Raw genomic sequence first — 24,043 nt, 5'->3', positions numbered from 1 at the left:
GGATTACCTCGCCGCAAGAGCCTCAACCTCCGCGTAACCTGCCCTGAGGCTTACGTGGCCCGCCGCAGATTCGGCGGCTTCGCCTTGACCGGATCGAGCAGCGACCAGTCGCCTTGTTCCAGCGTGTAACCTTGCGGGAACGGCGCGCGGAGCTCCAGCCCGAGCGATCGCAGCACACGATCGTCGCGGTAGTAGCATTGCAGCACGACGCGAACGAGGGTCGCTGCCGCAGCACCACCCGATGCGCGGAACTCCTGCGCCACCGCATCGCGACGCACCGGATCGAGGTCGGCGAGCGGCTTGTCGGCAAGCTGCGCTAGGTGATCGAGCGCCTGTGCTACCAGTGCGGTGTCGCGCCCGAGCGTCGCCAGCATGTCGGCCTGGATCGCAGGGTCATCCGCGCCGGGCACCTTGTACTCGTCGCTGGCGGGGACGATCATCGCAGCGACGATGCGGAGATCGTCGCGCTGGGCTGAGGTCAGTTCATTTGACACGGACATGGCGGCCTCAGTCGAAGAGATTGGCTAGACGTTGTTTCATCTGGTCGGCGACGTAGAGCGCGATCGCCTGGATCGTCGAGGTCGGGTTCACGCCACCTGACGTCACGAACACACTGCCGTCGACGATGAAGAGATTCTTCACATCATGCGACCGGCCCCATTCGTTGACGACGGAGCGCGCCGGATCGGTCCCCATCCGCGCCGTACCCAGCAGATGCCAGCCGCCCCATGGGATCGGGTCGTTGATACAGAGGTCCGTGGCACCCGCAGCTTCGAGGATCTCCCTACCCCGCGCCAGTCCGTGCGCCATCATCTTCCGGCTGTTTTCGCTGATCGTGTAGTCGATCTTCGGTGCGGGAATGCCGTGGCTGTCCTTCAGCACGGGATCGAGCGTGACGCGGTTGTGTTCCTCGGGCAGATCCTCGCAAATCGCTGACACCCCGAGCCGATGGCCATTGAGCCTGCGGAAGACGCGGTGGTGATCCGCGCCCCATGGCAGAATGCCCTTCTGCTCGCTCGCGACGGCTTCGAACACCGGCCCTGCGCCGCGGCCGAACTGGATCCCGTAGCCGCGGACGAAGCCGCGCGACAGATCGGTGTCGTAAAACTCCTTGCTCCAGAGGCAGGTCGGCGGCGCGCGGTTAGAGTCAGTCGGCTCCTTCACGAAACCGTAGATTTGCGCATAGGGATGGAACATCAGGTTCTTGCCGACCAGGCCGGATGAATTGGCGAGGCCATTCGGAAAACGGCCGGAGACCGAGTTCAAGAGCAGCCGCGGTGTGCCGACACCGTTGCAGGCGATGATCACGACCTCGGCCGGCTGGAACTGCTCGACCCCATCCTTGTCGTAATAAACGACGCCCGAAGCCATGCCGTGCTCGTTGGTCAGAATCTCGCGCACCCGGCAATGGGTCTTGAGTTCGACGCCGGCGCGGATCGCGTGCGGCCAATAGGTGATGTCGGTCGAAGCCTTGGCACCTTGCGCGCAGGCCGGCGTGCAATGGCCGAGATTGATGCAGCGCGCCCTGCCCTCATAGTCCATCGTCGCGACCGTGGTGTCCGACGGCCACCAGTGCCAGCCAAGCTTGTTCATGGCCTTGCCGATCAGCGGGCCGGAGAGCCCAAGCGGCTGCGGCGGCATCGGCGGGCGCGTCAGCGGCGAACGCGGGTCGCCCGATAGGCCCGAGACCCCCATCATCCGGTCGTTCTCTTCGAAGAACGGCGTCAGCGTGTCGTAATCGATTGGCCAGTCATCAGCGACGCCGTCGAGTGTCTTCACCTTGAAATCCGACGGATGCAGCCGCGGCCAATGCGCCGTGTACATGACCGTCGAGCCACCGACGCCGTTGAAGTTCACAACCTTGATCGGCGAGTTGTCGTCGTTGATCGGGTAGTCCTCGGGCCGGCCGCGGATATTCGGGCTGGTCGACCAGTCGCCGTAGAATTTTGCTTCCCAGTCACGCCCGGTGCTCGGATATTCCGACGAATTCATCCAGCCGCCCTGGTCGAGGCAGAGAATATGCATCTTGGTATCGGCAAGGCTCCAGGCCACGGCTGCACCGGAAGCACCGGCGCCAATGATCAGGACGTCAACGGGATCGTTCTTCATTCTATTTCCTTGAAGGTCTCTCTTTCGTCATTGCGAGCGCAGCATAGCAATCCATACTTTTTGCGCGGTAGGATGGATTGCTTCCGCCTTCGCTCGTTGAGCTACGGCGGACAAGTCGCTGCGCTCGCAATGACGGCTTAACTCACAATCCTTACCGGTAGCGAACGAACGCCGCGTATGAAATTCGAATAGAGCCGCTGCGGCGGACCGACCATCTCAAAACGAAGCTCCCTTGCCAACACTTCCTCCCAGAGAATGCGGATTTGCTGTTCGGCGAGCCGGTCGCCGACGCAGCGATGGATGCCGGCGCCGAAGGCGAGATGCTGCCGGGGTTTGGCGCGACCGACGATGAACTCGTCGGCGCGATCGATCTTATCCTCGTCGCGATTGCCGGAGATGTACCACATCACGACCTTGTCACCCTTTGCGATTCGGCGCCCGGCCAATTCGACATCGTTGCGCGCAGTGCGGCGCATATGCAGCACCGGCGTGTGGTAGCGGATGGTTTCGGAAACGAGATTTGGAACCAACTCGCGCCTGCTGCGCACCAGTTCGAACTGCTCGGGGTTTTCGACCAGTGCCATCAGCCCGCCGGTCATGGAATTGCGCGTGGTATCGTTGCCGCCGACGATCAAAAGCGCGATCGTTCCGATGAATTCGCGCGCCTGCAGATTACGCGTCGCTTCCGAATGCGCCAGCATCGAGATCAAATCGAAGGTTGGCGCGGCATTCGCGCGGGCATCCCACAACCCTCGGAAATATTCACCCATTCTGGTGAGTTCGGCGATACGTTCTTCCGCCGAATGCACGACCGCATCTGACGCATCGACATTGGCGATCGCGACATCGGACCACCAGGTCAGCCTCTCGCGGTCCGCCCAGGGAAAGTCGAACAAACGTCGCCAGCATCATGTTGGTGAGATCGGTCGAGACCCGCTCGACCCAGTCGAATGGCTCGTTGCGGGGCAATGCGTCCAGCACTTCCGACGTCCGCTTGCGGATCAGCGCCTCGAGGTTGGCGAGGTTCGACGGCGCCACGATGGGGGAAACGGTGCGGCGATGCGCAGTATGGCCTGGCGGGTCCATCCGGATGAAGTTGGCAAACTCCTGGCCGAGGGGCTGGTCGGTGATCTGGATACCGCCGAGCCCCGAACTCGACGAATAGTTCTCGTGGTCGAGTTCGACTGTAAAAATATCGTCGTAGCGCGTTACCGACCAATACGGCCCGAACGGCGAGGCCTCGCAATAATGCACGGGATCGTCGCGGCGCAGCTGCGCGAACAGCGGCCGCCAATTGTCGTCCTGGTACAAATGGGGATCGCTGACGTCGATCGAGGCCAGCTTGCGCAGCGCCTGCACCATCGTGTCCCCCTGTTTCCGTCGCCGCTTGCCGGGCGCTCCTGCCTCCGACGATAGGGGCAGATATGGCCAGGAGTAAAGGCGCGAGAGGCCGCCCGGCGGCAAACCTGCAACCCTGCCACGCGTCCAGGCGGGGTTTGTCCACCGGCGCAAGAACGGATAGTTTTAGGTCCAAGGACATACATAAAGTGCATACTTGGGAGCAACGCAGATTCCGAATCTTGACGTCATCATCATCGGCGCCGGCCTTTCCGGCATGTACCAACTCTACCGGCTGCGTGAACTGGGTTTGCGCGTGCGCGTATTCGAGGCGGGCACCGATGTCGGCGGTACCTGGTACTGGAATCGCTATCCCGGCGCCCGCTTCGATTCAGAGAGTTATTCCTATGGCTATTCTTTCTCCAAGGAGTTGCTGCAGGAGTGGGACTGGTCCGAGCATTTTGCAGGCCAGCCGGAAACGTTGCGCTATTGCAACTACGTCGCCGACAAGTTCGATCTGCGCCGGGACATCCAGTTCGAAGGCCGCGTGAAGGCCGCCCATTACGAGGAGGAAAGCCGAAGCTGGACGATCGCGCTGGAAGACGGCAGCCGGTTCAACTCCCGCTTCCTGATCACGGCGATCGGGCCGCTCTCGACGCCTACGCTGCCGCGAATCGAAGGTCTCGGCGATTTCAAGGGCGCATCGTTCCACACCGCGCGCTGGCCCAAGGAGCCGGTGGATTTCACCGGCAAGCGCGTCGCTGTTATCGGCACCGGCGCAACCGGCATCCAGACCATCCAGACCATCGCCAAAGAGGTCGGACATCTGACGGTGTTCCAGCGAACGGCGAATTGGGCAGCGCCGCTGCACAACGGCAAGATCGACGCCGAGACGCAGAAGAAAATCAAGGCCGGCTATCCCGAGATATTTGCCCGCTGCCAGGAGACATTTGCCTGCTTCGTTCACACGCCTGATACGCGCGGCGCCTTCGAGGTATCCGACGAGGAGCGCGAAGCCAATTACGAGCGGCTCTACGGCGAGCGTGGTTTTGGCATCTGGCAAGGCAATTTCAAGGACATCCTGATCGACCGCAAAGCCAATGCGACGATCAGCGATTTCGTCGCGCGGAAAATCCGCCAGCGGGTTAAAAACCCCGAGGTCGCCGAGAAACTGATCCCGAAGAACCACGGATTCGGCACGCGGCGGCTGCCGCTGGAGACGTTTTACTTCGAGGTCTACAACCAGGACAATGTCGAGCTGGTCGACATCAAGGAGACGCCGATCGAGCGGATCACAACCAAGGGCATCAAGACCAGCGCAAGGGAATTCGAGTTCGACATCATCATCTATGCGACCGGGTTCGACGCGCTCACCGGCAGCTTCGACAAGATCGACTTCCGCGGCGTCAATGATGCGCGGCTGAAGGAGAAGTGGAAGCACGGGCCGCAGACTTACTTGGGCATCATGGTCCACGAATTCCCCAACATGATGATGCTGATGGGGCCGCACACCGCGCTCGGCAACATTCCGCGCAGCATCGAATACAGCGTCGATTGGGTGACCGGGCTGGTGCGCTTTGCGTACGACAACAAACTGACACGACTGGAAGCGACCACCGCCGGTGTGCAGTCATGGACCGATCACGTCAAGGCGCTCGGCGTCGGGCTGTTGTCCAACGAGATCGATTCCTGGATGACCGGCATCAACTCCAACGTCGAAGGCAAGCAGACCCGCATCATCGCCCGCTACAGCGGCAGCGCCCCGGCCTATCGCGCGCGATGCGATGAGGTCGCGGCGAAGGGGTATGATGAGTTGCGATTGGGGTAGACTTCTAACGTCGTCCCGGCCTTGAGCCGGGACCCATACCGCGTGATCTATCGATAGCAGATGTGGCAGACCCCTTGGCTCAACAATAGATGACCGGGGTTATGGGTCCCGGCTCAAGGCCGGGACGACGTGGACGGATTTTCGGCTCTCTCACCACGCATCAATACACGGCCGCTTCCGTCCATTCCGCGGCTCCGGCTTCGGCACCGAGCGCAGCCCCGACATGATCCAATGTCTGGTATCAGCGGGATCGATGACCTCGTCGATCTCCAGCACGGACGCGATCGAGACCGCCTTGCCGTTGGCATAGAGTTCGGCGACCTTGGCCTTGTAGTATTTCTCGCGCTCCTCGGGGTCGGCAATCGCTTCCATTTCCTTGCGGAAGCCGAGCCGGACATAGCCTTCCAGGCCCATGCCGCCGAATTCGCCAGTCGGCCACGCCACCGTGAAGAACGAGGCATGAAAGCCGCCGCCGATCATGGCTTGCGCGCCAAGGCCATAACCCTTGCGCAGCACGACACCGAACAGCGGCACCGTGAGGCTGGCGCCGGTCACGAACATCCGCGCCACGTGGCGCACGATCGCGGTCTTTTCGGCTTCGGGCCCGACCATGAAGCCCGGCGTATCGCACAGCGAAACAATCGGAATGTCGAAGGCATCGCAGAGCTGCAGGAAACGCGCGGCCTTGTCGCCGGCCGCGGCATCGATCGCACCGCCGAGGTGTTTTGGATTGTTGGCGATCAAGCCAAACGGTTTTCCCTCGATGCGGATGAACGCCGTGATCATGCCTACGCCAAAATCGCGGCGGATTTCCAGCACCGATCCCTCGTCGGCGAGAAGGTCGACGACGGTCCTGATGTCATAGACCCGCAGGCGATTTTCCGGGATCGCCCGCCGCAGCAAGCGTTGGTCCGGCGCCTTCCAGTCGGCGACGGCGCCCTGGAAATAGGACAGATATTTTTGCGCGGCGGTTGTTGCCTCCGTTTCGTCCTCGACGAGGATATCGACGACGCCGTTCGGCGACTGGAACGACACCGGGCCGACTTCGGCCGGGTGATAGACGCCAAGGCCGCCACCCTCGATCATGGCCGGCCCGCCCATGCCGATCGACGCATTTTTGGTGGCAATGATCACGTCGCAGCAGCCGAGCATCGCGGCATTGCCGGCGAAGCAATAGCCGGAGACGACGCCGATGACAGGCACCAACCCCGACAGTTTTGCAAATTGCACAAAGGACGGCCCGTCGAGGCCGGTCATGCCGAGCCGGTCGGTATCGCCGGGACGGCCGCCGCCGCCCTCGGCATAAAACACCAGCGGCATCCGCCATTGTTCGGCGAGCCCCAGCATGCGGTCGATCTTCTTGTGGTTCATATGACCCTGGGTGCCCGCCAGCACGGTGTAGTCATAGGAGATCACCATGCAGCGCGCGCCTTCCGCGCCGAATTTTTCCGCATTCACGGTGGCGACGCCGGAGATCAGGCCGTCAGCCGGCGTGTTCTGAATGAGGTCGTCGACCTTGCGCCGCCGCCGCTGCGCCGCGATCGCCAGCGAGCCATATTCGACGAACGATCCTTCATCGACGAGCTGCGCGAGGTTTTCGCGCGCCGTGCGCTGGTTGGTCTTGCGACGGCGCTCGACCGAGGCCGGCCGGTTCTCGTCCAGCGTGATGGCGTGACGCGCGATCAGTTCGGCGAGGTCAGGGCGGATGTGGTCGAGATCGACATCCTCTTCCTCCGCCACATCGTGGGCATCGATCTCGGCCGGTTCGAGAAACAGGATGGCTTCGTCCTGCATCAGCGTGACGCCGGCGTCGGCAGCAATCTTCGTCACCTTGCCGCCATGCGGCGCGGTCACCAGATGCTCCATCTTCATGGATTCGAGCACCGCGATTTGCTGGCCGGGCCGGACGAGGTCGCCTTCGCGAACGTCGATCGCAACGATCGTACCCTGCAGCGGCGCCGGCACCGGGACGGAGCCGGCCGGACCGGCTGACCCGGCCGAGGTTTCGCGGACCTCGGGAATGGTCACGGCAGCGCCCGCTTCCAGCAGCTCAGGCGCTGAAAGGTCGTTCGCCGCGTGGACCAGCGCGGCCACATGGGCGTCGATGAAGCCGGTATTGATGCGGTTGGCGACGAAATCCGGATGCGCCAGCACCGCCCCGAGGAACGGGATATTGGTCGCGACGCCGCCGATGCGGAATTCGCGCAGCGTGCGCGTGGCCTTCTGCACCACGTCGGCCCAGTTCGGGCCGGTCGCGTGCACGATGACCTTGGCGAGCAGCGAGTCAAAGGCGGCGCTGGTCCTGTAGCCGGAATAGCCGAACGTATCGACGCGGACACCGGGGCCGGCCGGCAGATCGAACATGGAGAGCGTGCCGCCGGTCGGCTTGGTGACGCCGTGCTCGTCCATCACCTCCATGTTGACGCGGAGCTGCATCGCGTAGCCGCGCGGTCTTGGGATGTAGGCCTGTGCGAGGCCGAGCGAGCCCAGCGTGGCGCCGCCGGCGACGGCGAGCTGCGCCTGCACCAGATCGACGCCGAGCACCTCCTCGGTCACGGTGTGCTCGACCTGCAGCCGCGGATTGGCCTCGATGAAGGCGAAGGCCTGCGCATCGCCTTTGGCATCGCCATCGACAAGGAATTCGAAGGTGCCGAGATTGTCGTAGTTTGCGGCGCCCGCGAGTTCCCGGGCGGCGTCAATGATCCGCGTGCGCAGACTGTTGCTCAGCGACGGGCTTGGCGCCACCTCGATCAGCTTCTGGTTCCGGCGCTGGATCGTGCATTCGCGTTCCCACAAATGGCTGATCGCGCCATGGTGGTCGCCGATGATCTGCACTTCGATGTGGCGGGCGTTTCGGATCAGGCGCTCGACATAGACGCCGTCGCTGCCGAAGGCCGCCTTGGCCTCGGACTGGCAGCGCGCATAGGCCTCTTCCAGCTTTGCCGCATCGTCCACGATCCGCATGCCGCGGCCGCCGCCGCCGGCGATGGCCTTGATCATGACGGCGGCGCCGGCGCCGAGCGACGCGAAGAAATCCCTGGCCTGGTCGAGCGAGGTCGGGCCGCTGGTGCCCTCGATGATGGGCACGCCAGTCTCTTTTGCCAGCGCCTTGGCCTTGGCCTTGTCGCCGAACAGATCCAGCGCCTCCGACGACGGGCCGACGAAGGTGATGCCCTCTTCCGCGCAACGCCGGGCGAGCAGGGTGTTTTCGCTGAGAAAACCGTAACCGGGATGCAGTGCATCGCAGCCGGTGGCCTTGGCGGCGGCGACGACGGCTTCGATGTCGAGATAGGCGCGTGCGCCCCGCCCCGGGATTTCATGCGCCGCGTCGGCGGAGCGAACGTGCAGCGACAGGGCGTCATCGGCGGGATAGATCGCAACGGTGGCAAGGCCGGTCTCGCCCGCAGCCCGCGCGATTCGAATGGCAATCTCGCCGCGGTTGGCGATCAGGAGTCTATTGAAAGGCATAAGAACTTCCGCAAAAGACTTTTCATTTGAGCATGACCTTATCGGAAAACCGGTGCCCACTTTTCCGGGTCATGCCCTATCGATCCTTCATGGTCGGATCGAGCACGATACGCAAGGACTCTCCCAGCGCATTGAATGCCAACGAGACCACCAGAATGGCAAGCCCTGGGGCATACATCTGCTCCGGCGCGATCTCCATATACTGGTAGGCACGGGCCAGCATCGCCCCCCAGCTCGGGTTTGGCGGCTGGATGCCGAGCCCGAGGAAGCTGAGGCTGGCCTCCGCCAGCAGGGCTGCCGCCAGCAAGAGCGTGACCTGCACGATCACCGGCTGCAGGGCGTTCGGCAGCACGTGTTTCCACAGGATATGCCAGGCCGGCGCCCCAAAGCACCTGGAGGCGTCGACGTAGAGCTCCTGCCGCACGATCAGCGTCCGCGCTCGGACGATTCGCGCCAGCGCCGGAAACATCACGATCCCGACCGCGATCATGCCGTTGGTGAGGCCGATGCCGAGCGCGCCGGTGACCGCGATCGCCAGCACGATCGCCGGGAACGACAGGAACGTGTCGATGACACGGCTGATGATGTCGTCGGTCCAGCCGCCGAAGAACCCGGCGGCCAGGCCGACCGGCAGGCCGATCGCAACCGCGACGCTGACCGCGAGCAGGCTGGCATAGACAGTTGCCGGCGCGCCATAGATCAGCCGGCTGAAGATGTCGCGGCCGAGATCGTCGGTGCCGAGCAGATGCCCGGGGCCCGGCGCCGCCAGCATGTTGTTGGCGTCCTGCGCGGTCGGCAGATAGGGCGCGATCCAGGGCGCGCCGATCGCGACAATCACCAGCACCAGCAGCACCAGGATCGCCAGCGCGGCGCGCAGATCGCCCGCCAGCCAGCGGAAAAACCGCCGCAGCCGGCTCGGCTGGACCAGTCGCTTGGGGGTTTCGAGCGCCATGTCCGTCATTGTTCGATCCGGGGATCAACGGCCGCGCACAGCAAGTCCGCGATCAGGTTCACCAGAATGACTACGATCACCATCGTAAAGACCACGCCCTGCACGATCGGAAAATCACGCTGGATGGCGCCGCGCACGATCAGGCTACCGAGGCCGGGAATCGCAAATACGGCTTCGATCACGACGGTCGCCGCCAGCATGCGGTTGACCAGGATGCTGATGATCGTGAACAGATTGACGCTGACATTCTTCAGCCCGTGCTGCCACAGGATGCGCGTCATCGAGAGGCCCTTGGCGTGCAGGGTGCGCACATATTGCGACGACAGCACTTCCAGCAGCGATCCCCGCAACTGCCGCGCCACCTCGGCCATGCCGTAGGCGGCAATCGCAATGCCCGGCAGCAGCGCATGCCGGATCGCCTCGATGGGCGAAACGCTGAAGGATTTCGCACCGGTCGCCGGCAGCCAGTTCAGCTTGAGGGAAATTTCGGCGACCAGAATCATCGCCAGCCAAAAGCCGGGTATAGCGACACCGAGCGAGGCGATCATGCTCACCATCTTGTCGACCCAGCCATCGGGCTTGATCGCGGCGATCACCCCCATTGGAATTCCCGTGACCAGCGCCAGCACCAGCGCGATCGCCACGATCAAGAGCGTATTGGGAAAGGCCCGCGAGATCGAGGTCGCGACCTTCTCGCCCGTCAGCAGCGATTGCGACAGATCGCCTTGCACAACATTCGCCAGCCACGCGCCGTACTGCACCAGGAACGGCCGATCGAGGCCGTAGATCTTCCGGATTTCGGTAATGCGCGCGTCGGTGGCGTTGTCGCCGGCCAGCGTCACCGCGATGTCGCCGGGCACCAGTTTGAGCAGCGCGAACACCATGAAGGTCGCGAGCAGGATCACGGGCAGCGCCTGCAGCAGGCGGCCGCCGATGACCCTTGTCGGACTTCGTCGCGCCATTCGGTCAGCTCTCCAGCCAGACGTCGTCGTATTTCGGCTTGCCCAGCAGGTTCGGCCTGTAGCCCTGCACTTTCTTGTTCATGGCGACCAGTTCGAACTGGAACGCGAGCGGCGCCACGAAAGCGTTTTCCATCACCAGCCGCTGCACGGTCGCGAACGCCTTGCGGCGCAGCTCGATATCTTCCGACGCCCGCGATTCCTTGATCGCGGCTTCGAGCTCCGGCGGCACCGCGCCCCGGCCGCCATTGTAATAGGCGTCCTTGGTGAACATCAGCGAATAGGTCAGGCTGGGATCGGGCCGCCCGGTCCAGGCCGCAAGAATGCCGGAGCCACGCTTCTCGGCGCCGAAGAACGCAGCAGAGGCTTCCGCGATCGGCGCATTCAGGAACCGCACATTCATGCCGGCTTTGCGGAACTGTTCGATCAGGATTTCCTGGCGCTGCACCGAATCCTGATCGGGATAGCCGACCAGTTCGATCGGCAAGCCATCCTTGAATCCGGCCTCGGCGAGCAGCTTCTTCGCCTTGTCGGGATCGTAGGGATAAAGCCCGGCGACCGACTTGTCGTAGGCCCAATGCGCTTTCGGCAGGTTCATGTAAGCGGGCTCGGCAAGGCCCGCGAGCGCCGCCTTGACGAAGGTTTCGCGATCGATCGCGAAATTGAAGGCCTGACGCACCTTGATATTGTCGAACGGCGGTTTCGCCCAGTTCAGGAAGATCTGAAACACGTACAGCGTCGGGCCGTTGAATATCTTGATGCTGCTGGCGCGCTCCACGATCGCCTTCTGCCGCGGCGGCAGCTGGTACATCAGATCGTTCTGGCCGGCGGTGACCGAACGTGAGCCGGTCGTCAGTTCCGGAATGATCGAGAACTCGATTCCATCAGGGTAAGGACGGTTCGGCTTCCAGTATTTCTCGTTGCGCTTGATGACGATCTTCTCGCCGTCCGCCCAGCTGACGAAGGCATAGGCGCCGGCGCCAACCGGCGTACGTGCGATGTTGCCGGCTGAGCTGGCCTTGACCGCGGCCGGCGACACCATCATGCCGGCGCGGTCGGAGAGAATGCCGGGCAATGCTGCGTCGGGTGTGCTCAACTTCAACGTGACCTGCAACGGACCGGTCACCGCAGCCGATTCCATCGCGGCGAGATCGGCCTTGATGTTGGATTTCGGATCGCTCTTGTTGCGCTCCAGGTTGAACTTGATCGCCTCCGCATCGAGCGGCGTGCCATCGTGGAACGTCACACCGGAGCGGATGTTGAGCACCAGCGTGGTCGGGTCGGTAAAGCTCCAGCTTTCGGCCAGGCCGGGCTTGGGCTTTAGCGTCTCGAAATCCCATTCGGTCAGCGTGTCGTACATCGTGAACAGGAAGGCATGGTCCGAACCGGCGCCGCCGGTTGCGGGATCAAGGCTCGACGGATTGGCGGGCGCCGAGATGCGCAGGATGCCGCCGCGCTTCGGCGTGCCTTGTGCAAATGCGTGGCCGCCGAGGGTTGCACCAGCCAGCGCGCCCGATATCAGCGCCATTACCTCGCGTCGCGTCGTCTGTGTCATGGCAATTCCTCCGGCGGTTCTTGTTAGTTCGGTGAAAAATTCGTGCGGTCGGCGAAATGGCAGGCGACCCAGTGATCGGGCATCAGCTCGCGCCAGTCCGGCGTCTTTTCGGCGCAGACGGCTTGCGCATATTGGCAGCGGGTCCGGAAGCGGCATCCGGACGGCGGATCGATCGGGCTCGGGATTTCGCCCTGCAGGACGATGCGATTGTTGCCGCGCATGGTCGATGGCAGCGGTCGCGGCTCCGCGGACAGCAGCGCCTGGGTATAGGGATGCAGCGGCCGTTCCGAGACTTTTTCCGTCGGCCCCAATTCGACAAAGCGGCCGAGATACATCACCGCGATCCGCTCGCTGATGTGGGACACCACGGCGAGATCATGGGTGATGAAAACGTAGGTAAGCCCGAGGTCGCGCTGCAGCTCGGCGAACAGATTGAGCACGTCGCCGCGGATCGACATGTCGAGCGCCGCCACCACCTCGTCGCAGACGATCAGCTTTGGACGCAGCGTGAGCGCGCGGGCGATCACCACGCGCTGCTTCTGGCCGCCGGACAGCTGGTGCGGATAGCGCTCGCCAAGGTCCAGCGGCAACCCTACCCGATCCATCGCCTCATGCGCCCGCTGCAGCCGCTCGGCCCTCGATCCCGCCCGCGCCAGTTCGAGCGGCTCCAGCACCGATGAAAGGATCGTCATGCGCGGATTCAATGCCGCATTCGGGTCCTGGAAGATGATCTGATAGTCGCGGCGATGGTTCTGGAACTGCTGCCGCGGCATCGCCAGCGGATCGACGCCATTGTGCAGGATCGCGCCGCCACTGGGTTTGAGCAGGAACACCAGCGCGCGGCCGATCGTGGTCTTGCCCGATCCAGATTCACCGATGATGCCAAAGGTCTCGCCGCGGCGAACGTCGAAGCTGACACCGTCGACGGCCTTCACAACGGCGCGGCGATCAGTGGTTTGAAAGCCGACCTGGAGATCGCGGACCGAGACGATGGCATTATCGGCGGCGTGCGGCGTCGTCATGGGCTGGCCACCATCGCCGCGATTGGCGACGTCGCTGCGTGCTGCAAGGCGCCGGGCAGCTCGAGTTCGCGAAAACGCCAGCAACGGACCTTGCGGCCATGGCCGGCATCGAGCAGCGCCTGTTCCTTCTCGCAGCCGGCGACCGCATGCGAGCACCGCGCCTTGAAACGGCAGCCATTGGGCATGTCCATGATCGATGGCACGCGGCCCGGGATCGACGGCAGCTTGCCGTGCCGCGGACTGAGATGCGGCAACGAGCGCAGCAGGCCGGACGTGTAGGGATGCAGCGGCCGCACCAGCGCGTCATCGACCGCGGCGTCCTCGATCACCTCGCCCGCATACATCGTGATCATGCGCGTGCAGGTCTCGGCGACGACGCCGAGATCATGCGTGATCAGCATCAGCGCGGTATTCGACGTCTCGCTGAGGTCGCGCAGCAATTCCAGGATCTGGGCCTGCACCGTGACGTCGAGCGCCGTGGTCGGCTCGTCCGCGATCAACAGCTGCGGTCCGCAGATCAGGCTTGCTGCGATCATCACGCGCTGGCGCATGCCACCGGAAAGCTGGTGTGGATAATCGTCGATGCGGCGCTCCGGCGAGGCGATGCCGACCCGGCGCAGCATCTCGAGCGTGCGCTCCCTCGCCTCTTCCCTGGTGACGCCGGTATGAACGCGCAGCGTCTCGGCGATCTGATGGCCGACCGTGAATACCGGATCGAGCGCGCTCGTCGGCTCCTGAAAGATCATCGCGATGCGCCGACCGCGGATCGCACGCATCTCCCGCGTGCTGCAGGACGCCAGATCGGTGCCATCGAAATGGATCGATCCGTCGAGCCCGGCCAGATTGTTCGGCAACAACCGCAGGATCGACAGCCCGGTGATGGTCTTGCCGCAGCCGCTTTCGCCGACAATGCCGACGCGCTCGCCAGGGGCGATGTCGAAATCGATCTTGCGGGTCGCCTGCCAGACACCGAGCGAGGTCTTGAAGCGGATGCCGAGGCCGCGCACCGACATCAGCGCCTGCGGGCCGCCCGCAACCGCTTCCGATCCGCGCTGTGCCGGCTGAGCCGCTGCCATCAACCCGCCGCCCGCTTCTTCACAAGCTGTTCCTCCATCAGCATCTCGGTTCCGATGATGCCATCGCGGACCAGCTGATCGATCTCGGCATCGGAAAGCCCGAGCAGCGCGCCGAGAATTTCCTGATTGTGTTCGCCGAGCGTCGGCGGCGCCGTTCGGATCGGAAACGGCTTTGCGCCCTCACGGAACGGCATCGAGGGTTGCGGATGTTTTCCGATAAAGGCGCGGTCGACCTCCTGAATGAAGCCGCGCGCATGCAGTTGCGGATCCTGCAACAGTTCGATCGGCAATCGCGCCACGCCTGATGCGATGCCCGCGGCTTGCAATGCGTTCATCGCCGCTTCGGGGTCGCGCGTTGACGTCCATGCGGTGATAGCGGCCTCGATCTCACGCTCGATGGCGCGCCGTCCCGCCGCCCTCTTCAGCCAGGCGTCAGTGGCCCAATCGGCCCGGCCGAGCAGCTTCGCAAGCCCTGGCCACATTGCATCACTGGAAACCGCGATCACGATCCAGCTGTCGGCGCCGGCGCAGGGAAAGCAGCCATGCGGCACGAAGTCCGGATGGCGGTTGCCGTATCTGACCGGTTCTTTGCCGTCGATCGAATGCGCCACGATCCAGGGCGCCGCAAACGGCATCATGCATTCGATCTGCGCCAGATCGATGAACTGGCCCTTGCCGGTGAGTTTGGCATGGATCAGCGCGGTGAGCACCGCCGCGCAGCCGTTCAAGCCGCCGACCGCATCGCCGAACGCGGTGTGGCTCATCACAGGCGGACCGCTGGGATCGCCGACCACGCTAGGCAGGCCCGAGCCTTGTTCGAGCGTCGAGCCATAGGCGCGGCAGTCGCGGTTCACACTGCCCGCACCGAACGCCGACATCGACATCATGACCAGCTTTGGATTGAGCTTGCTCAGCACCTCATAGCCGAGCCCGAGCTTCGGCAATACCTCGACGGAGTAATTGTCGACGACGACGTCGGCATCCGCCAACAGTCGTTTTGCGAGATTGAGGCCCTGCTGGCGAGTCAGGTCGAGCGTGATGCCGCGCTTGTTGCGGTTCATGATGCAATAGCGCACCGATTTCTCGTACATCTGTTCGAGAACATAGGCCGGCCGCCGGTCCACCCCGCGCCACCAATCCGGATATTGCGTGGCCTCGATCTTGATGACGTCGGCGCCGAGATCAATGCCTTCCAGCGGCAGACGGCCTGATCCCTGCTCTGCAGGCACCGGCACCCGTTTCGCGGCCTCGCTGACATGCGCGCAGCCGAGCATTTGCTCGCCGATATCGGGAACCGCGCCGCCGCGGCGTGGCGGTGTTCCGGTCAAGCGATGCATCGAGCCTGCCGTAAAGCCGGTTTCGTTGCCGATCATAACCGGCACGATCGCGCCACGCGCCTTCTTCTCCTCGTCGGCGATGAGGTCGCTGATGTCGGGCACCGGCACGATCGGAATCTTGCGCTGCATGCCCTCGGCAAACCACTCCTGCGCGGTGCGCTGTTTCAGTCTCGGAATGATCTTGCCCTCGATCAAGTCGATATGCTGCAGGCGATCGACGCCCATGAACAGCGCCGGGTCGTCGCGCAATTCCGGCAGCCCCAGCATGTCGCAGAAGGCGCGCCATTGCGCCGGTGTCACCGTGGTAACGCCGAGCCAGCCTTGCTTCGTGTCGTAGATGCCGACCGGGAACGTCGGCCAGAAACGGTTGACGCCGATGCGCCGCATGATGTCGCCGCGCACGAACGATTCGAACATGATGTATTCGGTCACCGCGATACTGGATTCGAAAATGCTCAGGGAGTTCGACCGTCCCCGCCCGTCCTGCATCCGGCCCAGCACCGAGGAAGCCGCCGCGATGAACCCCCAGAGGCCGGCGAAGATGCCCGTCTGGAAGTCCGGCGCATGCATCGGCGGTCCCTCAACCGGCCCGACCAATTTTACCAGTCCGGTCAGTGCACGTATCGTCGAGTCCGTCGCATCGAATTCTGCATACGGCCCCTCACGGCCGAACCAGCTCACGTCGAGATGAATGAAGCCGGGGTTGCGCTGCTTGATCGCCGCAAGATCGAAGGCCGGACAATCCGCCACATTGATGTCGCGGCCATCGAGCAAAATGTCGCACGCCGCGATCAGTTCGGTCAGGCGCGATGAAGCGTCGACGTTGCTGGAATCGAGCGCCACGCTCGACTTGTTGAAATTAAGAAACGCAAACCAGGCACTGTGACCTTTTGGCGTCAACGGCGCGGCGCGGCGAAGCGGATCACCCGTGGGCGGTTCGATCTTCTGCACCGTCGCACCGAAATCGGCGAACAGCCGCGCGCAATAGCTCGTCGCCGCAGCGCTTCCGATCTCGACAATCCGCAGATGCGCCAACGCGCCCATCACGCTTCCTCATGGCCAAACGACCGACGTCGTGCGCGCGCCGGTTCAGTTTCTTGTTGCTGACCATGAAACCTTGCCCGCCTGTCGATGCAAGCGGAATTTTCTTCCGTGATACGGAATTGGCGAACGATGCGATGCGCTTAACTGCAATCCAGTTGCGCTTCGAACCAGTTTTGAAGCGAAGTCGAAAGCAGCGGCCACGCGCGCCGGAAATTTCCGAGTTTGCCGGCATTGACCCGGTAGATGCCGCGCAACTCCTTCTCGATCGCGGGAAGATCGACGCCGGTGCAACGGCCTTCGCTGACGATCGCGCGTCCGTCGACAACCACCTCGCGCAACAGCGACGCGTTGCCTCTCGCGAACAGCAGTTCAATCGGATCGACCGGCATGATCTCGTCGCGATCGAGGCGATCGAGATCGATCGTCACAAAGTCTGCCGGCGCGCCGGGCGTCAACGCGCCCGTACCCGGCGCGCCGGTCGCCTTGCGGCCATTGGCGACGGCAAGACCGAAAAACTCCGCGGGCGTCCAGGTTCGCTTGAAGCCGAGACCGCCGTGGAACATCTGCACCAGCCGCATCTCGCGCAGCACATCGTCATCCTCGTCCAGCGCCAGACCGTCGACGCCGACGGCGATGGCGCAGCCGCATTGATGCGCGGCCGCGATCGGCGCTAGGCCCGAGCGCAAATGCATGTTGGAACTGAAATTGGTCACGATGCGTGTTCCTGACGCGGCGATCATCTCGATTTCATTCGGCCGCGCATGAATGCAGTGCGCCAGTGTCAGCCGCTCCGACAGGAAGCCGATGTCGCGGAGGTAGCGAACGATACCATCAGGGAAATGCTCATCCGCCCAGGCGCGTTGATAGACCGTTTCCAGCAGGTGCATGTGGATCCGGCGGCCGGTCAGCGCGGAATTCTCCGCCACCGCCTCAAGCAGCGGCTTCGAACACCACTGCACGCCTGCGGGACCCAGCTGCACATCGACCTTGGGACTCGCAATTGCTGCCGCAATCGCGTCGGTCAATTCGATAAAGGCTTTGGGCGACATCGGCGCACGAACGAACAGTTCCTCGATCGTCTTCCGGTCATCACCGGGTAACTCTGACAGCACCGATTCACTATCGCCATAGACGATTGGATTCTGGTCGCGCACCGCAAGGGCGAACGCGATGCGGATGCCGACATCGGAGGCCGCTCGCGCGATCGCCTTGGCTTCGTCGACCAGCGGCATGGTCCCGCTCGGCCGCGTGTAATGCACCATCATCGAGGCGCACCCCGCCCGCGCCGAACGCGCCAGCGCGGAGGCCGCGGTGAGATAGGGATCGACCGGCGTACCGAGCGCGGATCGCAGGATCCAGCTTTCCAGCGGCATCCCGATCGCGCCGAACGAAGACGCCGTCGGCCGCGCATGGTCGTGGGCGTTGACGAAGGCGGGAAGGATGAGGGAGCGCGGGCCGGCGGCGGGCGGCGCGCCCTCGGTGATGGAAGTGATCAGGCCATCATCGTGCCGCAGCACGGCGTTTTCGATTAGACCGGCGTCAGGGCCAGAGAATAGGCTGTGTGCGGCAACGGCTATTGGCATTATAGCACTCCGTCATTGCCTGCAACAAACGCAAGGCGTTTGTGCAAAGGAGCGAAGCGACGAAGCAATCCATCTTTCTCCGCGTGATAGCATGGATTGCTTCGCTGCGCTCGCAATGACGCGGTTAGTTCGCGGTATACTTCAATTCACGCTCCGCGCGTGGCGGCAGGAATTCGCGCGAGAATATTTCCGATGCCGCCGGCGCCCGGGCAAGCTGATAGCCTTCGACGATGATGCCGATCGCGCGGGTCATGCGGTCGTCCTTGACGTCGCCGACGCCGATTTCCTTCATCTCGGCCGAGACGATCAGCTTGTCGAAGGAATATTGCAGCCGACGCTTTTCGACGTCGACATTGATCAGATTGTCGTAATTCAGCGCCGCCTTCATGCCGGCGTTCTGGTCCTTTGCGACCGCGATCATGCCCTTGTTGACGGCGCGAACGAGCCCGGCGACCGCCTTTGGATTGGACGCGATCAGCTTCCGGGAGACCATCAGGCCGTTGGAATAGAGATCGAGGCCGTAATCACCGAACGAGAACCACTTATAGTCCTTGTCGGGATCCTGGCGGTTCAGCACCAGGTTGAAATAGCTGGTGATGTTGAACACCAGCGCGGCATCGATGTCGCCCTTGATCAGCATCGGCTCCTGCAGGTTCGGCGCCATGTTGGAGATCTTGATCTTCTCGCCCTCGAGCTTGTTCTTCTGCGCGAACACCGGCAGCAGTCGCGTGGTCGGCGTGCCCTGCGCGCCGCCGAGCGTGCGGCCTTCGAAATCCTTGATGGTGTTGATGCCGCTGGTCTTCTTCGTAACGATTGCAAACGGCGGCTGGTTCCAGATCTGGTAGACCATCACCGGCGCGTCCTGCGGCTTGGTCGAGGCGTTCTGGATGATGGCGTTGACGTCGCCGAAACCGGCGTCATAGGCGCCCGACATGATCCGCGTCACCGTCGCGCCGGAGCCCTCGCCCTGGTCGATCACGACGTTGAGACCCTCTTCCTTGAAGTAGCCATTGTCCTTGGCATAGAAGAACGCGGCGTCGCTGCCCTGGGTTTTCCAGCCCAGCGTCAGCTTGATGGTGGTTTCCTGGGCGTTCGCGGCACCCGCGAACAAAGATAGTCCCAACAGCGCGGCGCTTATTCTCGTTAACATCATGAACCTCCTCGACTGGGTTGGATGGCGTTTGGTGAAATCGTCATGTCGCGATCATGTCGTTCTTTCGGGTGGCCCAGCCGGTGACGCGGCCCTCGATCAGCGAGAAGATCACGTAGAGCGCGACGCCGAGACCGGCGAGCACGAACAGGCCGGCGAACACCAGCGGCACGTTGAAATTCGAGGACGCGGTCATCATCACGTTGCCGATGCCGCGGTTCGACGCCACGGTTTCGGAGAGAACGGCGCCGACAAAGGCGTAGCTGATCGCAACCTTCAATGACGCGAAGAAGAACGGCATGGTGCGGGGCAGGCCGACATTCCAGAGGATGTCGAGCTTGCTGGCCCCGAGCGCTTTCAACACGTCTTCGAGTTCGGGTTCGGTGGTCGCAAGCCCCGTCGCGATGTTGACGACGATCGGAAAGAAGCAGATCGACAGCGCGGTCAGCACCGCCGGCACCGAGCCGGAGCCAAACCACAGCACGAAGATCGGAACGACAGCGACTTTCGGGATCGAGGAGAATCCGACCAGCAGCGGATACGCCGTGTCGTAAGCCGTCTTGGAAACGCCGATGACCGCGCCGAGCACGACGCCAAGACCGACACCGAGAACGAAGCCGATCATCGTCGTCGCCAGCGTCTGCAGGATATGCGGCCACAGCAGCGGGAATTTCTGGTACAGCGTCACGAAGACTTCCGACGGCCGCGGCAGCACCAGGTCGGACATCCCGGTCATCACGCAAAACAGTTCCCAGGCGACAAAGAACAGCACGATCAGTGCCGCCGACCAGGCCTTTTGTCTGATATCCCTTGCGGTCATGATGCCGCTCCCTCGGCTGGCGCGCTGCGCGCATCGACGATGAAGGTGCGCAGCTTCTGGTTCAGGGCTACGAAATCGGACTCGAACGTCATCGCCACCGTGCGCGGGCGGCTGAAGGTGACCGGGCTGTCGTCGACGATGCGGCCGGGGCGCGCGCTCATCACGCAGATGCGGCTGGCGAGAAAAGCGGCTTCACGCAGATCATGCGTCACCAGCAGCACGGTCGCCTTGTGGGTCATCCAGAGGTCCTGCAGGATCGACCAAAGTTCCTCGCGGGTGAACTGGTCCAGCGCGCCGAAGGGCTCGTCGAGCAGCAGCATGCGCGGCTCGTGGATCAGCGCGCGGCACAGATTGGCGCGCTGAAGCATGCCGCCGGAGAGCTGCCAGGGATAACGGCTGCCGAATCCCTTGAGGCCGACCTGCTCCAGCAGCGCGTTGGCCTTGTCGCGGAATTCGGTCTTGCGAAGCTTGCGGAATTGCGAGCGAAACGGCTCGACGATCTTGAGCGGCAGCATGATGTTCCGCTCGATCGTCATCCAGGGCAGCATGGTCGGATTCTGGAACGCCATGCCGACGCGCAGCGCCCGCGCCGCGACTTCCCGGCCGCCGACGATCACGACGCCGGTGGTCGGCTGGACGAGCCCGCTGGCCAGGCGCAGGATAGTGGACTTGCCGCAGCCGGACGGGCCGACCAGCGCGACGAACTCGCCGTCGGCAATCCGAAGCGTGGTTTTCGACAGCGCCGGCACCGCCCTCTCGCCGCGGCCGAAGGTGACGGAGGCGTCAGAGAGCTCAATGGCGATGGGGGCGGCGGAGGCCGAAACCGGCGCGCCGGAGAATTCGGAATGTGGCTGCATGCGCATCATGGCTACAAGTGCATGCAAGCCGGATGCCAGCAGAACTCGCGTTTGAAATCAATGGCATCGCAAAGGCCGCCCAAACCAGCGGATTCCTTTTAGGCAATCCGGCCGCCAAACTGCATGCAATTCAGGCGCTCAATTGTCGTCCATTTGTGATATGAGGGCGCATTCGAAGCACTCCTTCAGGATTCGTCCATGGCGCCTCGTTCGGCCGGCAAGAATGCGGAATCATCCGACAAGGTCGGGGTGATCTGCCGCGCGCTGCGCCGCGCCATCATCGAGCAGGCGCTGGAGCCCGGCGCGAAACTGCCTGAGGATTCCTTGGGCGAGCGCTTCGGCGTCAGCCGCACCATTGCGCGCCACGCGCTGGGACAACTCGCCGCGGAAGGCCTCGTCGAACTTCGCCGCAACCGGATCGCGGTCGTGGCAACGCCGAGCTGGCAGGAAGCCCGCGACGCCTTTGATATCCGGATCGAGCTCGAACGGCTCGTGGTGCGTCAGCTCGCCGGCAAGCTGACCAAAGCCCAGATCGCGACGTTGAACGCGCATGTCGACGCCGAGGATGGCGCGCGAGACGGCACAGACGCGGTATCGATCCGGCTTGCGACCGAATTCCACATCCTGCTCGCGCAGATGACGAACAGCCCGATCCTGGTGCGTTACGTCAGCGAAGTCGCCTATCGCTGCTGCCTGACGCTATCCCTGTACAGCCGCCCGCATTCGTCGGAATGCGCCATCAATGAGCACCGCGGAATTATCGCAGCCTTGGTCAAGGGCGACGAGGCCAAGGTGATGAACCTGATGCACAGCCATCTGGATTCCGTGGCGAACCGGGCTTTGGTCGCGCCGGCCCCGCAACGCGGCCGCGATTTGCTGGATATTCTGGCACCCTATGCCGATGAGGGCGAGAGCGACCGCGTGGCGAAAATGCCGAAGGTGGTGAGGGTTAGGTAGCGCGGTCTATGACCGTCATTGCGAGCGCAGCGAAGCAATCCATAGCGCGGCTTAACGGATAGATGGATTGCTTCGTCGCTTCGCTCTTCGCAATGACGACCTCACGCCTCGATCCCCCGCTGCACCAGAATTCTCTCGGCGCTATCGTTCCAAACGTCCATCTTCACGATCTGGCCGCCCCTCACGACAAAGCGATCGACATAGCGGTTGCCCTCGAACGGAGTGCCGTCGATCCATTCGCCGTAGAGCGTGCCGATGCTGTAGACTACGGTCTCGTCCGCCCCCGGACAGACATCAAAACGATCCATCTTCTTCTTGACCCAGCGATAGCGCCCTGCGTTGAAGCCGGTCGGTCCGCGCGGATGATCGAACTCGCGCCCGCCGGTGAAGGTGATGATGGTGCCCGGCCTCATATAGGCCGCCGCCGCATCCGGATCCGGGATCATCGAGGCCGTAAGATAGGCTTCGACCACCTCGGCGTCCGACATCGGTTTGCTTTCGGCTTTGGCGGCAATGGTCATGGCTGGCTGCTCCTGATCCCCGGAATACTACAATCGGGGCCCCGAATTGCATGCACATATTTTGAACAGTTTGGCCTATAAACTGCACACAATCTGGAGCTGCCTCTAAACCTCTCTTCCGCTAGGCTCCCTCACCTCGAACCAGCCAAGAAACAGCTAAAGTCCTGATGACCGCGCGCGCCGCCTTCGACCTGATCTTCCGCAACGCCCGGACCCGGGCCTCGGCCCTCCCGGTCGATATCGGCGTATCCGAGGGGCGGATCGCCGCCATCGAGCCGCGGCTTGCCTGCAACGCGCCCGAGATCGATGTCGGCGGCAAGCTCGCCCTCGCCGGCTTTGTCGACACCCACATCCATCTCGACAAGGCCTGCCTGCTCGGCCGCTGCGGGCACGACCATGCCACGGTCAGCGAGGCCATCGCTGCGGTCGCCGCCATGAAACGGGATTTCACCGTCGAGGACGTCTATGCCCGCGGTGCGCGGGTGCTCGAGCGCGCCATCGTGCACGGCACCACGCGGATGCGTACGCATGTCGAGATCGACCCGCGCATCGCGCTGCGCGGTTTCGAGGCGATCAAGGCGCTGAAGCGCGACTATGCCTGGGCGATCGATCTGTCGATCTGCGTGTTCCCGCAAGAAGGCCTGACCAACGATCCCGGCGCAGATGAACTCCTGGTCGCGGCGCTGCGCGACGGCGGCGAAGCGATCGGCGGCTGTCCCTATATGGACACCGACCCGAACGCACATCTCGAAAGACTGTTCGATCTCGCCCAGGAATTCGACGTCGATGTCGACCTGCATCTCGACTTCGATCTCGATCCGTCCTGGTGGCATCTGGAGGAAGTCTGCCGGCAAACCGAGCGGCGCAACTATCACGGCCGCGTAGCGATCGGCCACGCGACCAAGCTCTCGGCGCTGCCGCCGGATCGGCTGAAAGCCGCGACCGAACGGCTGGCAAAGGCCGGTGTCGCCGTCACGGTGCTGCCGGCAACCGATCTGTATTTGATGGGGCGCGATGCCACTCACAATGCACCACGCGGCCTCACCGCGGCGCATCGGCTGGTGGAAAACGGCGTGCTGTGTTCGGTCGCAACCAACAACGTGCTCAATCCCTTCACGCCGTTCGGCGATGCGTCGCTACTGCGGATGGCCAATTTCTACGCCAATGTCGCCCACGCCGGGATCAGCGAATTCAACGCCTGCCTCGATCTGGTGACGGACTTGCCGGCGCGCCTGATGAACCTGCGGGATTACGGCATCGCGCCGGGCAATCCCGCCGATCTTGTCATCCTCGACACCGACACCGGCCCGAACGCGATCGCGGAACTGCCCGATGTGCTGATGGGCTTCAAGAACGGGCGTCAGGTATTCGAGCGACGCCAACCGACGCTGTTTCCACCGCAGGCTTAGGCAGCGCATCCGCCGCATACGGGCATCGCGCTACGCGCGATTGACGCCCCTGCCAATC

General features: G+C 63.3%; 19 protein-coding genes. 3 read left to right on the top strand and 16 right to left on the bottom strand.

Going from position 1 to position 24,043, the window contains the following annotated elements; translation table 11 throughout:
- Positions 1 to 50 precede the first annotated feature (50 nt).
- The 4 genes from JQ609_RS25180 to JQ609_RS35245 form a co-directional block, all read right to left on the bottom strand.
- The gene (locus tag JQ609_RS25180) at positions 51 to 500 is read right to left on the bottom strand and encodes a hypothetical protein (RefSeq protein ID WP_212275497.1); all 450 of its coding nucleotides are present in this window, start codon (positions 498 to 500) and stop codon (positions 51 to 53) included.
- Positions 501 to 507: 7 nt separating this feature from the next.
- A complete protein-coding gene (locus tag JQ609_RS25175; protein WP_212275495.1) occupies positions 508 to 2,109 on the bottom strand; it encodes a GMC family oxidoreductase in 1,602 nt (533 codons plus the stop codon).
- Between the two features lie 137 nt (positions 2,110 to 2,246).
- The gene (locus JQ609_RS35250) at positions 2,247 to 2,810 is read right to left on the bottom strand and encodes a cytochrome P450 (protein WP_249128399.1); all 564 of its coding nucleotides are present in this window, start codon (positions 2,808 to 2,810) and stop codon (positions 2,247 to 2,249) included.
- A 61-nt stretch (positions 2,811 to 2,871) separates the two neighbouring features.
- Positions 2,872 to 3,471: a hypothetical protein gene (locus tag JQ609_RS35245; RefSeq protein ID WP_249128394.1), complete on the bottom strand. Its 600-nt coding sequence runs from the start codon at positions 3,469 to 3,471 to the stop codon at positions 2,872 to 2,874.
- A 193-nt stretch (positions 3,472 to 3,664) separates the two neighbouring features.
- On the opposite strand from JQ609_RS35245, the gene JQ609_RS25165 reads away from it, so the two are divergent.
- Positions 3,665 to 5,275: an NAD(P)/FAD-dependent oxidoreductase gene (locus JQ609_RS25165; protein ID WP_249128392.1), complete on the top strand. Its 1,611-nt coding sequence runs from the start codon at positions 3,665 to 3,667 to the stop codon at positions 5,273 to 5,275.
- A 150-nt stretch (positions 5,276 to 5,425) separates the two neighbouring features.
- Here JQ609_RS25165 and JQ609_RS25160 read toward each other — a convergent pair whose 3' ends face one another.
- The 11 genes from JQ609_RS25160 to JQ609_RS25110 all read right to left on the bottom strand — a co-directional run bounded on the left by JQ609_RS25160 (position 5,426) and on the right by JQ609_RS25110 (position 21,104).
- The gene (locus tag JQ609_RS25160; RefSeq protein WP_212275494.1) at positions 5,426 to 8,743 is read right to left on the bottom strand and encodes a carboxyl transferase domain-containing protein; all 3,318 of its coding nucleotides are present in this window, start codon (positions 8,741 to 8,743) and stop codon (positions 5,426 to 5,428) included.
- Between the two features lie 76 nt (positions 8,744 to 8,819).
- Positions 8,820 to 9,704 carry an ABC transporter permease gene (locus tag JQ609_RS25155; RefSeq protein ID WP_212275492.1) on the bottom strand — a complete coding sequence of 295 codons (885 nt, stop codon included), beginning with the start codon at positions 9,702 to 9,704 and terminating at the stop codon, positions 8,820 to 8,822.
- Positions 9,701 to 10,657: an ABC transporter permease gene (locus JQ609_RS25150; protein ID WP_212275490.1), complete on the bottom strand. Its 957-nt coding sequence runs from the start codon at positions 10,655 to 10,657 to the stop codon at positions 9,701 to 9,703. Before JQ609_RS25150 ends, JQ609_RS25155 begins: the two co-directional genes overlap by 4 nt.
- 4 nt (positions 10,658 to 10,661) lie before the next feature.
- The gene (locus JQ609_RS25145; protein WP_212275488.1) at positions 10,662 to 12,209 is read right to left on the bottom strand and encodes an ABC transporter substrate-binding protein; all 1,548 of its coding nucleotides are present in this window, start codon (positions 12,207 to 12,209) and stop codon (positions 10,662 to 10,664) included.
- Between the two features lie 23 nt (positions 12,210 to 12,232).
- Positions 12,233 to 13,231: an ABC transporter ATP-binding protein gene (locus JQ609_RS25140; RefSeq protein ID WP_212275486.1), complete on the bottom strand. Its 999-nt coding sequence runs from the start codon at positions 13,229 to 13,231 to the stop codon at positions 12,233 to 12,235.
- Positions 13,228 to 14,307, bottom strand: a complete 1,080-nt coding sequence (locus JQ609_RS25135) for an ABC transporter ATP-binding protein (RefSeq protein ID WP_212275484.1) — start codon at positions 14,305 to 14,307, stop codon at positions 13,228 to 13,230. Before JQ609_RS25135 ends, JQ609_RS25140 begins: the two co-directional genes overlap by 4 nt.
- Positions 14,307 to 16,688 carry a CaiB/BaiF CoA-transferase family protein gene (locus JQ609_RS25130; protein WP_212275482.1) on the bottom strand — a complete coding sequence of 794 codons (2,382 nt, stop codon included), beginning with the start codon at positions 16,686 to 16,688 and terminating at the stop codon, positions 14,307 to 14,309. The genes JQ609_RS25135 and JQ609_RS25130 overlap by 1 nt, the downstream gene beginning before the upstream one ends.
- A gap of 140 nt (positions 16,689 to 16,828) precedes the next feature.
- The gene (locus JQ609_RS25125; RefSeq protein ID WP_212275480.1) at positions 16,829 to 18,271 is read right to left on the bottom strand and encodes an amidohydrolase family protein; all 1,443 of its coding nucleotides are present in this window, start codon (positions 18,269 to 18,271) and stop codon (positions 16,829 to 16,831) included.
- A 124-nt stretch (positions 18,272 to 18,395) separates the two neighbouring features.
- Complete coding sequence (locus tag JQ609_RS25120) at positions 18,396 to 19,421, bottom strand: ABC transporter substrate-binding protein (RefSeq protein WP_212208599.1); 1,026 nt, start codon at positions 19,419 to 19,421, stop codon at positions 18,396 to 18,398.
- A gap of 43 nt (positions 19,422 to 19,464) precedes the next feature.
- A complete protein-coding gene (locus tag JQ609_RS25115; RefSeq protein WP_212208528.1) occupies positions 19,465 to 20,241 on the bottom strand; it encodes an ABC transporter permease in 777 nt (258 codons plus the stop codon).
- Positions 20,238 to 21,104, bottom strand: coding sequence for an ABC transporter ATP-binding protein (locus tag JQ609_RS25110; protein ID WP_212275544.1), 867 nt, complete (start codon positions 21,102 to 21,104; stop codon positions 20,238 to 20,240). The genes JQ609_RS25115 and JQ609_RS25110 overlap by 4 nt, the downstream gene beginning before the upstream one ends.
- A gap of 192 nt (positions 21,105 to 21,296) precedes the next feature.
- On the opposite strand from JQ609_RS25110, the gene JQ609_RS25105 reads away from it, so the two are divergent.
- On the top strand, positions 21,297 to 22,055 hold the full coding sequence (locus JQ609_RS25105) for a GntR family transcriptional regulator (protein ID WP_212275478.1): 759 nt from the start codon (positions 21,297 to 21,299) through the stop codon (positions 22,053 to 22,055).
- 101 nt (positions 22,056 to 22,156) lie between these two features.
- On the opposite strand, the gene JQ609_RS25100 is transcribed toward JQ609_RS25105, so the two are convergent.
- Positions 22,157 to 22,576 (bottom strand): nuclear transport factor 2 family protein, encoded by a 420-nt coding sequence (locus JQ609_RS25100; protein WP_212275476.1) that lies wholly within the window; start codon positions 22,574 to 22,576, stop codon positions 22,157 to 22,159.
- 167 nt (positions 22,577 to 22,743) lie between these two features.
- On the opposite strand from JQ609_RS25100, the gene JQ609_RS25095 reads away from it, so the two are divergent.
- Positions 22,744 to 23,985 carry an amidohydrolase family protein gene (locus JQ609_RS25095; RefSeq protein WP_212208532.1) on the top strand — a complete coding sequence of 414 codons (1,242 nt, stop codon included), beginning with the start codon at positions 22,744 to 22,746 and terminating at the stop codon, positions 23,983 to 23,985.
- Positions 23,986 to 24,043: the final 58 nt, after the last annotated feature.

The sequence above is a fragment of the Bradyrhizobium sp. AUGA SZCCT0169 genome, from assembly GCF_018130085.1.
GTDB lineage: Bacteria > Pseudomonadota > Alphaproteobacteria > Rhizobiales > Xanthobacteraceae > Bradyrhizobium.
Note: the sequence above shows the minus strand (reverse complement) of the source record. Positions and strands in the feature narration are given on the sequence as shown.